General features: G+C 69.0%; 9 protein-coding genes. 3 read left to right on the forward strand and 6 right to left on the reverse strand.

Going from position 1 to position 13,691, the window contains the following annotated elements; all coding sequences use genetic code 11:
- Window positions 1-218: 218 nt before the first annotated feature.
- Together IEY36_RS09705 and IEY36_RS09710 are read left to right on the forward strand one after the other, a co-directional pair.
- The gene (locus IEY36_RS09705) at window positions 219-1,253 is read left to right on the forward strand and encodes an MBL fold metallo-hydrolase (RefSeq protein WP_188966850.1); all 1,035 of its coding nucleotides are present in this window, start codon (window positions 219-221) and stop codon (window positions 1,251-1,253) included.
- 185 nt (window positions 1,254-1,438) lie between these two features.
- Window positions 1,439-3,703: a penicillin acylase family protein gene (locus tag IEY36_RS09710; protein WP_188966851.1), complete on the forward strand. Its 2,265-nt coding sequence runs from the start codon at window positions 1,439-1,441 to the stop codon at window positions 3,701-3,703.
- 178 nt (window positions 3,704-3,881) lie between these two features.
- On the opposite strand, the gene IEY36_RS09715 is transcribed toward IEY36_RS09710, so the two are convergent.
- The 4 genes from IEY36_RS09715 to IEY36_RS09730 are packed head-to-tail and all read right to left on the reverse strand — an operon-like array spanning window position 3,882 to window position 10,395.
- Window positions 3,882-4,532, reverse strand: a complete 651-nt coding sequence (locus IEY36_RS09715; protein WP_188966852.1) for a TetR/AcrR family transcriptional regulator — start codon at window positions 4,530-4,532, stop codon at window positions 3,882-3,884.
- On the reverse strand, window positions 4,529-6,010 hold the full coding sequence (locus tag IEY36_RS09720) for an efflux transporter outer membrane subunit (RefSeq protein WP_188966853.1): 1,482 nt from the start codon (window positions 6,008-6,010) through the stop codon (window positions 4,529-4,531). The genes IEY36_RS09715 and IEY36_RS09720 overlap by 4 nt, the downstream gene beginning before the upstream one ends.
- Window positions 6,011-6,012: 2 nt before the next feature.
- Window positions 6,013-9,168 carry an efflux RND transporter permease subunit gene (locus IEY36_RS09725; RefSeq protein ID WP_188966854.1) on the reverse strand — a complete coding sequence of 1,052 codons (3,156 nt, stop codon included), beginning with the start codon at window positions 9,166-9,168 and terminating at the stop codon, window positions 6,013-6,015.
- 12 nt (window positions 9,169-9,180) lie between these two features.
- Window positions 9,181-10,395, reverse strand: coding sequence for an efflux RND transporter periplasmic adaptor subunit (locus tag IEY36_RS09730; RefSeq protein WP_229681229.1), 1,215 nt, complete (start codon window positions 10,393-10,395; stop codon window positions 9,181-9,183).
- Between the two features lie 206 nt (window positions 10,396-10,601).
- On the opposite strand from IEY36_RS09730, the gene IEY36_RS09735 reads away from it, so the two are divergent.
- Window positions 10,602-11,885, forward strand: coding sequence for an NAD(P)/FAD-dependent oxidoreductase (locus IEY36_RS09735; protein ID WP_188966855.1), 1,284 nt, complete (start codon window positions 10,602-10,604; stop codon window positions 11,883-11,885).
- Here the strand turns inward: IEY36_RS09735 and IEY36_RS09740 are convergent.
- Both IEY36_RS09740 and IEY36_RS09745 read right to left on the reverse strand, forming a co-directional pair.
- Window positions 11,882-12,754 (reverse strand): ABC transporter permease, encoded by an 873-nt coding sequence (locus IEY36_RS09740; RefSeq protein ID WP_188966856.1) that lies wholly within the window; start codon window positions 12,752-12,754, stop codon window positions 11,882-11,884. The two genes, IEY36_RS09735 and IEY36_RS09740, sit on opposite strands and share 4 nt — an antisense overlap.
- A complete protein-coding gene (locus IEY36_RS09745) occupies window positions 12,754-13,689 on the reverse strand; it encodes an ABC transporter permease (protein WP_188966857.1) in 936 nt (311 codons plus the stop codon). Before IEY36_RS09745 ends, IEY36_RS09740 begins: the two co-directional genes overlap by 1 nt.
- Window positions 13,690-13,691 lie beyond the last annotated feature (2 nt).

A 13,691-nucleotide genomic window follows, 5' to 3' on the forward strand; every position in this document is an offset into this window, starting at 1 on the left:
CGTCGCCTTCGTGTTCTCATCAAGCGCCGCGTCGGTCGGCGGCGGACACCGAAGGCGCCCTCCGATGACCCAGACCCATCCTGACGGCGCCAGGCCATCACCCTCCAGCCCAGTTGGAAGGATGCGCCGAGCCTGTCGGCACGCTATACCGTGCCCTGGCCGCAGCTCCGCGCCGTCAGCCGGCCCTGCTGAGGCCCATGGTACAGGAGTACCGATCGATGATTTTCCGGCAACTCTTCGACTCCGTCTCGAGCACCTACACCTACCTGCTCGCCAGCCGTCACGGCGGTGAGGCGCTGATCATCGATCCGGTCCTCGAGCGCGTGGACCGCTACCTGAAGCTGATCGAGGAACTCGACCTCAAACTGGTCAAGGCTGTGGACACCCATCTGCATGCCGACCACATCACCGGGCTCGGCGCGCTGCGCGACCACACGAAATGCATCACCGTCATGGGCGAACAGAGCGGTGTCGATGTCGTCTCGATGCGCGTCGCCGATGGCGACAGGCTCTCGATCGAAGGGCTGAGCCTCGGCGTCATCTACACGCCGGGCCATACCGATGACAGCTACTGCTTCACCCTGGCCGACCGCGTCTTCACCGGCGACACGCTGCTGATCCGCGGCACCGGCCGCACCGATTTCCAAAACGGCAGTTCCCGCGCGCAGTATGAGAGTATCTTTAACCGCCTGCTGAAGCTGCCTGACGAGACGCTGGTCTACCCCGCCCATGACTACAAGGGCGACAATGTCAGCACCATCGCCGAGGAGCGCGCCCACAATCCGCGCCTGCAGGTGAAGTCGGTCGAGGAATACGAGGTGCTGATGGCCGGGCTGAAGCTGGCCAATCCGAAGATGATGGATGTCGCGGTGCCGGCGAACATGCGCCAGGGGCTGCATCAGGAGGAAGTCGCCAGGCGTGGATGGGCGGTCGATGCGGCGACGGCAACGACGCTGCTTGGCCGCGCCGACACCATCATGATCGACCTGCGCGAAGGCGCCGAGCGCGAGCGCCATGGCTGCATCCCCGGCGCGCTGCACGCCGCCTATCCGCACCTGGCCGAGAATATCGGGCCGGGCGGCATGTTGCACGAATTGGCGCAGGCGACCGGCAAGCGGCTGCTGTTCTTCTGCGCCTTCGGCGAGCGCTCCGCCATGGCGGTGCAGGCGGCGCAGGATGCCGGCCTGACCGGTGCCGTGCATATCGAAGGCGGCATGGGCGCCTGGAAGAAGGCCGGCGGGCCGCTGGCCTGAAGGCCTGCCGAGCCCCCCGGCATTCGACCCGCATCCTTATCCAGCCCAGCCAATAAGGAAGCTCGGGGCGGGTGCGCGGACCAGTGTGCCGATGGCGGCGACCGCCTCTGCGCCGCCGGTCCCGTGACAAGTCCTGAGCTCACGGCCCAAGATGCGCGCCGCGCCATTCAGGACCGACTCGCCGCATGACCATCCCCACCGAGACCATCACTGTCCCCAACCTGCCCGCCGAGGCAGAGATCGTGATCGACCGCTGGGGCATCCCGCATATCCGTTCCTCGACCGAGGCCGGCGCCTTCTTCGCCCAGGGCTTCAACGCCGCGCGCGACCGGCTGTGGCAGATGGACACCTGGCGCAAGCGTGGCCTCGGCCTGCTGGCCGGCGATCTCGGCGCGGCCTATGTCGAGCGAGACCAGGCCGCCCGGCTGCTGCTCTATCGCGGCGAAATGGCCGCCGAATGGGCCGAATACGGCCCGGACGCCGAGGCCTGGACAACTGCCTTCGCCGCCGGAATCAACGCCTATGTCGACCTGGTGGCACGCGAACCGGCGCGCCTCCCGCTGGAATTCAAACTGCTCGATACGCAGCCGGCCCATTGGTCGCCCGAGGATGTCGTGCGCTGCCGCACCCATGCCCGCGTGCGCAACCTCGACGCTGAAATCACCCGCAACAACATCGCCGCGCGCTTCGGCATCGAGGCCGACCGCTTCCACAAGCTGCTCGAACCCGCCTGGACCGTGGTGGCGCCCGAAGGCTGGCAGGCCGAACCGATCCCGCCCGAGGTAATGCGGACCTATCTGCTCGCCACCGAGCCGAACGCCATCGGCAGCGGCACGCCGAGCGACCCAGTCGCGCTCGACAACCAGGGCAGCAACAACTGGGCGCTGGCGCCCTCGCGTACCACGACGGGCCGCGCCATCCTGGCGAGCGACCCGCATCGCGTGCATGAACAGCCCTCGCTGCGCTACATCACGCATCTGACCGCGCCGGGGTTGAACGTGATCGGCGCCGGCGAGCCGGCGGTGCCGGGCGTCAGCCTCGGCCACAATGACGTGCTGGCCTTCTCGCTGACCATCCATCCGACCGACCAGGAAGACCTCTACGTCTACGAACTGCATCCCGAGGATGCCGAGCTCTACCGCTATGGCGAGGGCTGGGAACGGATGCGCCTGGTGGAGGAACACATCCCGGTGCGAGGCGAGGCGCCGCGCGCCGTCACCCTGCGCTTCACCCGCCATGGCCCGGTGCTGTACCACGATCCGGCGGGTAAGCGTGCCTATGCGCTGCGCAGCGTCTGGCAACTGCCCGGCACCGCCGCCTATCTGGCGAGCCTCAACTACCTGAAGGCGCGCAACTTCGAGGATTACGCGAAGGCGCTGGAAGGCTGGGGCGCCCCCTCGACCAACCACGTCGTCGCCGATGTGGACGGCAATATCGGCTGGGCCGCCGCCGGCATGGTGCCGATCCGCCCGAGCTGGGACGGGCTGCTACCGGTCCCCGGCGATGGGCGGCATGAATGGGCCGGCATCATGCGGTCCTCCGGCCTGCCGCGTGCGACCAACCCGGCATCGGGCTGGCTCGGCACCGCCAACCAGATGAACCTGCCAGCCGATTACGATCATGCCGCGAAGAAGACCGGCTTCGAATGGACCGACGGCGCCCGCTTCGCCCGGCTGTCCGGCGCGCTGGCGGGCGATCATCGCTGGTCCGTCGCCGAGACGCTGGCCCTGCAGTCGGACGTGACCTGCGTGCCGGCGCGGCGGCTTTGCGCCTTGCTGGCCCGCATGGACGACGCCCATCCGGCCTGGGCGTTGCTGGCCGGCTGGGATCACCGCCTGCTCGCCGAAAGCGGCCCGGCCGCGCTCTTCGAAATCTGGTTCGCCAAGCATCTCGTGCCTGGCGTGATGCTGGCCCTGGCGCCGGAGGGCCTGCCCGCCATGGTCGCCGTGCCCGACACGCAACTGACCCTGACCTTGCTGGAAGGCGAGGAGCACGCCGCCCGTCGCGATGCCCTGCTGCGCGAGACGCTGTCCGCCGCCTGGGGCGAGGCCACGACCCTGCTCGGCCCGGACCCGGCCGGTTGGGCCTGGGGCACGCTGCACCAGGGCTATTTCGAACACCCACTGTCGCGCTTCGCCCCGGAGCTGGCGGCGCGGCTGGATGTCGGGCCGGCGCCGAAGGGCGGATCCAACCTCACCATCAACAACAATGGCTGGCGGACGAAGGATTTCCGGGTGATCTCGGGCGTGTCGTGGCGGATGGTGCTGGATGTCGGCAATTGGGACGCCAGCGTCACCATCAACAGCCCGGGCCAGTCGGGCGACCCGGACAGCCCGCATTACCGCGACCTGTTCCCGCTCTGGGCGCGCGATGAATATGTCCCGATGCTGTTCAGCGAGGCGGCGGTCGATGCAGCGGCGGAGGCGCGGATCCTGCTTCGGGCCGGGTAGGCCCGAACGGTCAGCGCCTGGCGTCTCATACCAGCGGCCCGAGCACCTGACTCGGACCGGATCCGCGGATGCGGCCCGCCGGCAGTCCGGCGAAAGCCTGGCGAACCGGAGGTTTGCGCCCGGCGTCTGAGGGTTCGAAAAGGCGAATACCAGCGGTCACGAATACGGGCCGCTGGTATCAGCCGGTCTCCTGGGCAGTATCGGTCGCCAGCGCGCCGCGCAGGAAGGTCTCGACCGCATCGGCAACCAGGCGGGCCACCTCCGCATCGTCCGGCGGCCCCCGCAGGCCAAGCAGCAGGAACATGTGCACCACGCCGATCGCCATGCCGAACAGCATGTCGGACGCCGCAGAGGCATCGGTCAGACGCAGCCGGCCCTGCTCGATCTCGGCCGCCAGGCGCCGTTCCAGCGGCCCCGCACCGCGCCCGGGCCCCGCCCGGTAGAAGGCGCCAGCCAGTTCCGGCGACCGGCCCACCTCGGCGATGACCACGCGCACGACCTCGATCTGGCGCGGCTCGAGCAGGTGCCTGATCACCGGTTCCAGCATGCCGCGCAGCGCTGTGGACAGGTCCGGATGGTGCTCCATCGCCATGTCCATCACGCAGGGGGCGAAGCAATCCTCCATCACCACTTCGAACAGCGCCGCCTTGGACGGGTAGTGCTGATACAGGGTGCGCTTGGACATGCCGGCACCGCGCGCGACATCGTCCATCCGCGCCGCGGCATAGCCGTCGCGCAGGAAGACATCGGCCGCCGCCTCGCGCAGCAGGCGAGCACGATCGGCCTCCGACAGGCGTCGCCGCGCGACGGGTTCGACCGTCTCGCTCATGATGCGCCGCTGCTGCCCTGCGTCATGGCGCCGCTCCTCTCCTGCCATCCGCCCCCGAGGGCACGATACAGGGATACGCGGTTTTGTAACCGAAGCAATTCGAGCCCGATGAGTTCCTGCTGCGCGGTGAAGAGCTGCCGCTGGGAATCGAGCGGCGCCTGGTAGTTGTCGAGCCCGCTGCGGAAGCGCAGCAACGCCAGATTGTAGGCCGCCTGGTAGGAGGCGACGAGGGCACGCTGCGCGGCGATCTGCCGGTCGTAGGTGCCGGTGGCCGCCAGCGCGTCGGCGACTTCGCGGAAGGCGGTCTGCACCGTCCGCTCATAGGTCGCGACCTGGATGTCGGTGCGGATCTTCGCCGCATCGAGGCTGCCTTCCAGCGCGCCGCCGGAGAAGATCGGGATGTTGATCTGCGGTGCGAAGGACCAGACCCCACTGCCCGCGCCGAACAGCGTCGACAGCGCGGCGCTGCCGGTCCCCGCGCTGCCGGTCAGGGTGATGGAGGGGAAGAAGGCGGCGCGTGCGGCACCGACCTCGGCATTGGCGGCGGCGAGGTTTCGTTCCGCTGCCAGCACATCCGGCCGGCGCAGCAGGATGTCCGAGCTGACGCCGGGGGAGACCACCGCCACGGCCGGGTCGCGGGCCGAGAGCGAGGAAGGCAGGAGGTTCTCGGGCACCGGCGTGCCGAGCAGCAGCGCCAGCGCGTTCACATCCTGCGCCTTGGCGCGGCTGTAGCGTTCGAGGCTGGCGCGCGCCGTCTCCACCGAAGTCTGCGCCTGGCGCAGCGCGAGCTCGGTCGCCGTGCCGCCCTGGTAGGCGGCACGGGTGATGTCGTAGGCTTCCTGCTGGTTGGCCAGCGTCTGCCGCGTCAGGTCGATCAGTTCCTGGTCGGCGGCGATGGCGAGCCAGCCGCTCGCCACCTGCCCAACGAGGGTGATCTGCGCGCTGCGCCGCGTCTCCTCATAGCCGAGATAGCGCTCGAAGGCGGCGGTGCTGAGGCTGCGGATGCGGCCGAACAGGTCGATCTCATAGGCGCTGAGGCCGACACTCGCCTCGTAGACGCGGCGGTTGACGCCCGCCGTGCTGTCGACCGGCACAGCGGTGGAGGCGAGGCCGAGCGGTGTCCGGCTGGTCGTGAAGCTGCCCGTCGCGCCGAATTGCGGGAACAGGTCGGCGCGCTGGACACGGAACTGGGCGGAGGCCTCCGCCGCATTGAGCACGGCGATGCGCAGGTCACGGTTGTTGGCGAGCGCCGTCTCGATGGCGCGGTTCAGCCGCGCATCGGTGAAGACGTCGCGCCAGCCGATCGCGTCGGCGGAGCGCAGTGGGTCGACCGGCGCGGCGGCAGCGGCGACACGGCGATAGGCCGGCCCCTCCGGCCACCCCGCGGTGACCGAGGCGTCGGTCGCGGGCCGGTCGGGGATCAGGCTGCAGCCGGCATTCAACAGCAGCGCGAAGGTCAGGACGGGAAGACGCGGCATGGTCACTCTCCGGCCGCCGGCAGTGCCGCGGGGGCCTTGGTCTCGGTAGGCGTTTCGGACTTCCGCCTGGTGCGGAACAGCCGCAGCACCACCAGGAAGAAGACCGGCACGAAGGTGATGGCGAGCAGCGTGCCAGCGATCACGCCGCCCAGCACGCCGATGCCGATGGCGTTCTGCCCGCCGGCCCCCGCGCCGGTGGCAATCGCCAGCGGCACCACGCCGAGCCCGAAGGCGAGCGAGGTCATGATGATCGGCCGCAGGCGCTGCCGCGCGGCATCCACCGCCGCTTCCAGCAGCCCCATGCCGCGGTCGAAGTTCTCCTTGGCGAATTCGACGATCAGGATGGCGTTCTTGGCCGACAACCCGATGGTGGTGAGCAGGCCGACCTGGAAGTAGATGTCGTTGGACAGCCCGCGTAGCAGCGAGGCGGCGACGGCGCCCAGCACGCCGAGCGGCACCACCATCATCACCGCGGCCGGGATCGACCAGCTTTCATACAATGCCGCCAGGCACAGGAAGACCACCAGCAGCGACAACGCATAGAGTGCCGGCGCCTGGCCGGAGGATTGGTTCTCCTCATAGGACAACCCGCTCCAGGCATGGCCGAAGCCCGGCGGCAATTGCGCGGCGAGGCGCTCCATCTCCGCCATCGCCTCGCCCGAGGTATGACCCGGTGCCGGCATGCCGGCGATCTCGCGCGAGGCGATACCGTTGAAGCGTTCCAGCCGCGGCGAGCCATAGACCCATTCGGTGTGCCCGAAGGCGGAGAACGGCACCATTTGCCCCGAGGCATTGCGCACGAACCAGCGGTCGAGGTCGCCCGGCAGCATGCGGGCATTCGCCTCGCCCTGCAGATAGACGCGCTTGACCCGGCCGCGATCCATGAAGTCGTTGACGTAGGTCGCGCCCCAGGCGGTCGACAGCGTGGTGTTGATGTCCGACACGGACAGGCCGAGCGCGCTGGCGCGTTCCCAGTCGATGTCCAGGCGGAACTGCGCCTCGTCATTCAGGCCGTTCGGGCGCACCGCCATCAGGACGGGGCTTTGCGCCGCGGCGCCGAGCAGCTGGTTGCGCGCGGCCATCAGCGCGTCATGCCCCTGGCCGCCCTGATCGAGCAGCTGGAAAGTGAAGCCCGTCGCATTGCCAAGCTCGGTGATCGCTGGCGGCGCGAAGGCGAAGATCATCGCGTCCCGATACCCGCCGAATCGCCGCATGATGCGCCCGGTCAGCGCCTGCACGCTGTTGGCGGCACCGGGCCGTTCGGACCAGTCGCGCAGCTTGACGAAGGCCATGCCGGAATTCTGCCCGCGGCCACTGAAGTTGAAGCCATTGATGGCGAAGACCGAAGCGACGACGCCGGTCTCGTCTTCCCGCAGATAGCGCGTGACTTCATCGAGCGCGCGCTGGGTGCGGTCGGCCGTGGCACCGGGTGGCGCGACGACCTGCACGAAGGCGATACCCTGGTCCTCATCCGGCAGGAAGCCACCAGGGAGGCGCAGGAACATCACGCCGAGGCCGGCCAGCAGCGCCGCATAGATCACCAGCATGCGGAAGGGTCGCCGCAGGCTGGCGCCGATGCCGCGCGTATAGACGCGGTTGGTGCGGACGAAGCCACGGTTGAACCAGCCGAAGAAGCCGCGCGTCCCCTGGACCGGCTTGTGCGGCTTCAGCAGCGTTGCGCAGAGCGCGGGGGTGAAGAAGATCGCGGTCAGCACCGAGAGCCCCATCGCGGTGGCGATGGTGATGGAGAACTGCCGGTAGATCACGCCGGTCGATCCGCCGAAGAAGGCCATCGGCAGGAACACCGCGGCGAGCACCATGGCGATGCCGACCAGCGCGCCGGTGATCTGGTCCATCGATTTGCGCGTGGCTTCGAGCGGCGAAAGGTGCTCCTCCGCCATCACGCGTTCGACATTCTCGACCACGACGATGGCGTCATCGACCAACAGGCCGATGGCCAGCACCATGCCGAACATGGTCAGCGTGTTGATGGTGAAGCCCGCCGCCTGCAGCACGGCGAAAGTGCCCAGCAGCACGACCGGCACGGCGATGGTCGGGATCAGCGTCGCCCTGAAGTTCTGCAGGAACAGGAACATCACCAGGAAGACGAGGACAACCGCCTCGATCAGCGTGTGCACCACGCTGGTGATCGACAGCACGACGAAGGGCGTCGTGTCGTAGGGATAGACCACCTCCAGCCCCGCCGGCAGCAGCGGGCGCAGCCGGTCGATGGTGGCGCGCACGGCGGCGGCGGTGTCGAGTGCATTGGCCCCGCTCGCCAGCTTCACGCCGATGCCGGCGGCCGGCTGGCCGTTGTAGAGCGAACCGATGGCATAGCTCTCGCTGCCGACCTCGATGCGCGCGACGTCACGCAGCCGCACCTGGGCGCCGTCGGTCTGCACGCGCAGCAGGATGGAGCCGAAATCCTCCGGCGAACGCAGATAGGACGGGCCGATCACCGTGGCGTTGAGCTGCTGACCCTGGACCGCGGGCAGGCCGCCCATCTCGCCGCTGGCGACCTGCACGTTCTGCGCGCGGATGGCGGTCGCGACATCGCCCGGCGTCAGGCCGTAATTCAGCAGCTTCGCCGGGTCGAGCCAGATGCGCATGGCATATTGCGAGCCGAACACCTGGTAGTCGCCGACACCCGGCGTGCGGCTGAGCGGGTCCTGCACATTGCTGGTCAGGAAGTCGGAGATGTCGGCATTCGTCATCCGCCCATCGGTCGAGACGAAGCCAACCACCAGCAGGAAGTTGCTGGTCGCCTTGGCGACCCGGATGCCCTGCTGCTGCACCGTCTGCGGCAGGCGCGGCACGGCGAGCTGCACCTTGTTCTGCACCTGCACCTGCGCGGTGTCCGGGTCGGTGCCCTGGGCGAAGGTCAGCGTGATGGTCGCGCTGCCATCCTTCGACGCGTTCGAGGAGAAGTAGAGCAGGTTGTCGATGCCGGTGAGCTGCTGTTCGATCACCTGCACGACCGTGCTCTGCACCGTCTCGGCCGAGGCGCCCGGATAGGTGACGGAGATCGAGATCGCCGGCGGCGCGATCGACGGATACTGCGCGACCGGCAGGCTGCGCAGCGCCAGCGCACCGGCCAGCATGATGGCGATGGCGAGCACCCAGGCGAAGACCGGGCGGTCGATGAAGAAGCGGGCCATGATGGGTGTCCCTCAATCCGCCGCCGCGACCTGGCCGGGGCGGGGGGGCGCCTCGGTGACGGCGACCTTGGCGCCGGGACGGATGCGCTGGACGCCTTCCATCACCACGCGGTCGCCGGCGGCGAGGCCGTCAGTCACCAGCCAGTTGGTGCCGATCGCGCGGCTCGTCTTGAGGATGCGCTGCTCGACCACATCCTGGGCGTTCACGACATAGGCCATCGGCTCGCCGCGCGGGGTGCGCAGCACCGCCTGCTGCGGCACCAGCAGTGCCTGGTCGATGGTGCCTTCCTCGACGCGGGCGCGCACGAACATGCCCGGCATCAACAACCCGTCCGGGTTGGGGAAGACCGCGCGCAGCGTCACCGAGCCGGTGCCCTGGTCGACGATGACCTCCGAGAACTGGATCTCGCCGCGATGGGCATATTCAGTGCCGTCCTCGAGGATCAGCACCGCTGCGGCGCGGTCCGCGACGTCACGACGCAGCACGCCTTCGGCGATGTCGCGGCGCTGGCGCAGCAGGGCCGCGCTCGGCTGCGTCATGTCGACATAGATCGGATTGAGCTGGGTGACGGTGACCAGCGCACTCGCCTGGCTCGCCGTGACCAGCGCGCCGACGGTGACCGAGGACCGCCCGGTGCGACCGTCGATCGGCGAGTTCACCACCGTGTAGCCGAGGTTGATCCGCGCCGTATCCACCGATGCCTGGGCCGAGGAGACATCCGCCTGGGCCTGGTGCAGCGCGGCCTCGGCGAGGTCGAAATCCTGCTGGCTGACGGCGCGCGCGCGCACCAGCGGGCGATAGCGGTTGACGGTGACTTCGGCCGATTGCGCGGTTGCCTGGGCGCGGGCAAGGGCGGCCTCGGCGGTTTCCAGCGATGCCTGGAAGGGGGCGGGGTCGATGCGGAACAGCGGCTGGCCGGCGGTCACCTCCTGGCCTTCGGTGAACAGCCTTTCGCGCAGCACGCCGCCGACCTGCGGGCGGACCTCGGCGACACGATAGGCCGCCGTGCGCCCCGGCAGCACCGTGGTCACCGGCGCGGCCTGCTGACGCAGGGTGACGACCGAGACCTGGGGCGGTGGAGGCGCGGCGGGGGCGGCGTTGGCGGCGCCGGCGCCTGGCTTGCCGTCACAGGCCGCGACAATGAGTAACGTCAGGACGGCTGCCGCGCGCCGGCGACCCATGCGGTGGCGTTCGGCGAGGTGGTGGTGCGAGTCGATGGAAGGCATATGTGACCCTGTGACGAAACTGACGAGTTTTCTAAAATGGAAACTGGCAAGTTTCATGACGTGGGTCAAGTGACATGTTGCAACGCAGCATGCTGGCTACTGCGCCACCGAGCCGTGGGGCCCTGCCTGTCGAATGGCTCGCTGGGACGGGGTGACGTCCACGCGATGGCCCCATACCATTCGCCGGATGCGTTGAAGGCCGCCCGATGACCGCACCCGCTCTGCCACCCAGCCTCTATGTCGCCACCGCGCGGCCGATGCCGCCGACGCCGCCGCTGGATGGCGACGCGCAGGCGGATGTCCTGGTGATCGGTGCCGGCTTCACCGGCCTGTCCACCGCGCTGCACCTGGCCGAAGGCGGCGTGCGGGTGATCGTGCTGGATTCGGCCGAACCGGGTTGGGGCGCCTCGGGGCGCAATGGCGGTCAGGTGAATCCCGGCCTGAAGCCGGACCCAGATGAGGTGGAGCGGGACTTCGGCCCCGAACTCGGTGGCCGCATGGTGCGCTTCGCTTGGGGGGCGCCGGAGACGACTTTCGGGTTGATCCGTCGATGGCAGATCGAATGCGACGCGCGGCAGGGTGGCACGATGCGCGCCGCCTATCGGCCGCGCCATGCCGATGCCGTCCGCCGCTCGGCCGAGCAGGGGATGCGCCGCGGCCTGCCAGTCAGGCTGCTGGAACGCGACGCGGCGCGGCAGGCCACCGGCCATGAGCGCTACCTCGCGGTGATGCTGGATGCGAGCGGCGGCGACGTGCAGCCTTTCGACTACGCACGCGGCCTGGCCGCTGCGGCGCAGCGCGCGGGGGCGGTGGTGCATGGCGGCACGCGTGTCACCGCACTGAGCCGCGAGGGCGGCCTGTGGCGGGCGACGACCCCCAACGGCACGGTGCGCGCCGAGAAGGTCGTGCTCGGTACCAATGGCTACTCAGATGATTTGTGGCCCGGCCTGCGGCAAACCGTCGTGCCGGCCTTCAGTTCCATCGCTGCCACCGAGCCGCTCGCGCCGGAGGTGGTGGCCGGCATCATGCCGCATCGCGGATCGCTGTATGAGACCGGGCACATCACGGTCTATCTGCGGGTTGACCAGGCGGGGCGGCTGTTGATCGGTGGCCGCGGGCCGCAGCGGCCAATGAACGACCCCGGTCCGGTGCAGTTCATGATCCGCTATGCGGAGAGCCTCTGGCCGCAACTCGCCGGCGCGCGCTGGAGTTATGGCTGGAATGGCCAGGTTGCCATCACCCAGGACCACTACCCGCACATCCATGAACCAGCGCCGGGGCTGATCGCCTGCCTCGGCTACAATGGCCGCGGTGTCGCACTCGCGACGGCGATGGGCGGCGAAATCGCCAAGCTCGCCACCGGCACGGCGGCACGCGACATCGCGATGCCGGTCACCTCGATCAAGCCGATCCCCTTCCACGCCTTCTGGCGCCTCGGCGTCAATGCGAAGGTCATGGAAGGGCGGCTGCGGGACCGCTTCGGCCTTTAGCGCAACGTCGGGTCGAGCTTATCTCGCAGCCAGTCGCCGACAATGGAAATGGCCAGCGTCGTCAGGATGATGGTGAAGGCGGGGGCGAGCAGGATCCACGGCGCCCGCGTCAGATACTCGCGCCCATAGCCGACCATGTTGCCCAGCGAGGTCGCCGGCGGCTGCACGCCGAGGCCGAGGAAGGACAGCCCGCTTTCCAGCAGGATCACCTCGGGGAAGGCGAGCGTCATCGAGATGATGAGCGTCGAGGCGATGTTCGGCAGGATATGCCGCGCATAGACGCGCAGCGGCCGCGCGCCGAGCTGCCGCACCGCCGCCGCATAACCCTGCGCGCCGGCGCTGATCGCCAGCCCGCGCGCAATGCGGGCGTAGCGTTCCCAGGCGTGGAAGCCGAGCAGCACGATGAACAGCCACAATGAATTGCCGAAGAAGGCGAGCACCGCCAGCGCCAGGATGAGGAAGGGGAGGGCGGCCGAGAAATCCACCAACGCCAGCACCGCCTGTTCCACCAACCCGCGGAAATGCGCCGCGAGGAAGCCCATGGTGGTGCCGAAGGCGGCGCCGATGATGGTGGCGCCGAAGGCGATCAGCAGGCTCATGCGAATGGAATGGATGAGACGCGACAACACGTCGCGGCCCAACTCGTCGGTACCAAGCGGATGCGCCCAGACGCCACCGAACCCGATCGGCGGCGACAGCCGGTTGCGCAGGTCGAGCGCGGTATAGCCATAGGGGCTGATGATGTCGGCAAGAAAGGCGACCGCCAGCATCAGCAAGATCCAGCCGAGCCCGATGGCGACACCGGGCGGGATGTGCAGCCGCGCCTTGGCGGGGGCCGCGACCGGCGCGGCGATGGCGAGATCCGACATCAGCCCGCCCCCCCGGCGCGCGATTGGCGCAGTCTCGGGTCGAGCGCGCCGTAGAGCAGATCGACTACGAAGTTCGAGCTCACCATGGTGATCGCCACTAGCAACAGGATGCACTGCACGACGGCGAGGTCGCGATTGGCCACCGCCACCACCAGCAGCCGCCCGACGCCCGGCCAGGAAAACACGCTCTCCACCACCACCGCGCCGGCGATCAGGCTGCCCACCATGAAGCCGACGATGGTCACGGTCGGGATGGCGGCGTTGGGCAGCGCATGGCCGCGCACCACGGCGTGCCACGGCACGCCCTTGGCACTCGCCGTGCGGATATAGGGCTGGCCGAGCACTTCCAGCATCGCCGAGCGGGTGAAGCGCGCCAGCACCGCCGCGCCGCCGACGCCGAGCGTCACGACCGGCAGCACCGCATGCCGCCAAGTCCCGTCACCGCCCGAAGGCAGCCAGCCAAGTTGCACGGCGAACACCAGCACCAGCAGCAGGCCAAGCACGAAGGACGGCACGGTGAAGCCCATCACCGCCAGCGTCATCACCACCCGGTCGGTCAGCGAATTGCGGTGCAGCGCGGCGTAGATGCCGGCCGGCACGCCGATGCCGATCTTGATGGCGAGCGCCGGCAGCGTCAGCGCCAATGTCGCCGGGATGCGTTCCGCGACAAGCTGGATGGCATCGCGTCCATCGCGCATCGAGCGGCCGAGATCGCCGTGCAGGATGGCGTTGAAGTACTTCACATATTGTACCCAGAGCGACTCATCGAGCCCCCAGGCGGTGCGGAACGCCTCGACCGCCTCGGGCGGCGCATCGACGCTCATGATCAGCAGCGCGGGGTCGCCCGACAGGCGCAGCACCACGAAGGCGAAGGTCACCACCATGGCGATGGTCAGCAGCGCGCGAAGCAGCCGCGTGGCAAGGTAGCGCAGCATGT

The organism is Neoroseomonas lacus (assembly GCF_014644535.1).
GTDB classification, from domain to species: Bacteria; Pseudomonadota; Alphaproteobacteria; order Acetobacterales; family Acetobacteraceae; genus Neoroseomonas; species Neoroseomonas lacus.

Excerpts from the sequence above, each read along its gene's own strand:
- IEY36_RS09705 (WP_188966850.1), top strand. The coding sequence starts at position 219 with ATGATTTTCCGGCAACTCTTCGACTCCGTCTCGAGCACCTACACCTAC.
- IEY36_RS09710 (WP_188966851.1), top strand. The coding sequence starts at position 1,439 with ATGACCATCCCCACCGAGACCATCACTGTCCCCAACCTGCCCGCCGAG.
- IEY36_RS09715 (WP_188966852.1), bottom strand. The coding sequence starts at position 4,532 with ATGAGCGAGACGGTCGAACCCGTCGCGCGGCGACGCCTGTCGGAGGCC.
- IEY36_RS09720 (WP_188966853.1), bottom strand. The coding sequence starts at position 6,010 with ATGCCGCGTCTTCCCGTCCTGACCTTCGCGCTGCTGTTGAATGCCGGC.
- IEY36_RS09725 (WP_188966854.1), bottom strand. The coding sequence starts at position 9,168 with ATGGCCCGCTTCTTCATCGACCGCCCGGTCTTCGCCTGGGTGCTCGCC.
- IEY36_RS09730 (WP_229681229.1), bottom strand. The coding sequence starts at position 10,395 with ATGCCTTCCATCGACTCGCACCACCACCTCGCCGAACGCCACCGCATG.
- IEY36_RS09735 (WP_188966855.1), top strand. The coding sequence starts at position 10,602 with ATGACCGCACCCGCTCTGCCACCCAGCCTCTATGTCGCCACCGCGCGG.
- IEY36_RS09740 (WP_188966856.1), bottom strand. The coding sequence starts at position 12,754 with ATGTCGGATCTCGCCATCGCCGCGCCGGTCGCGGCCCCCGCCAAGGCG.
- IEY36_RS09745 (WP_188966857.1), bottom strand. The coding sequence starts at position 13,689 with ATGCTGCGCTACCTTGCCACGCGGCTGCTTCGCGCGCTGCTGACCATC.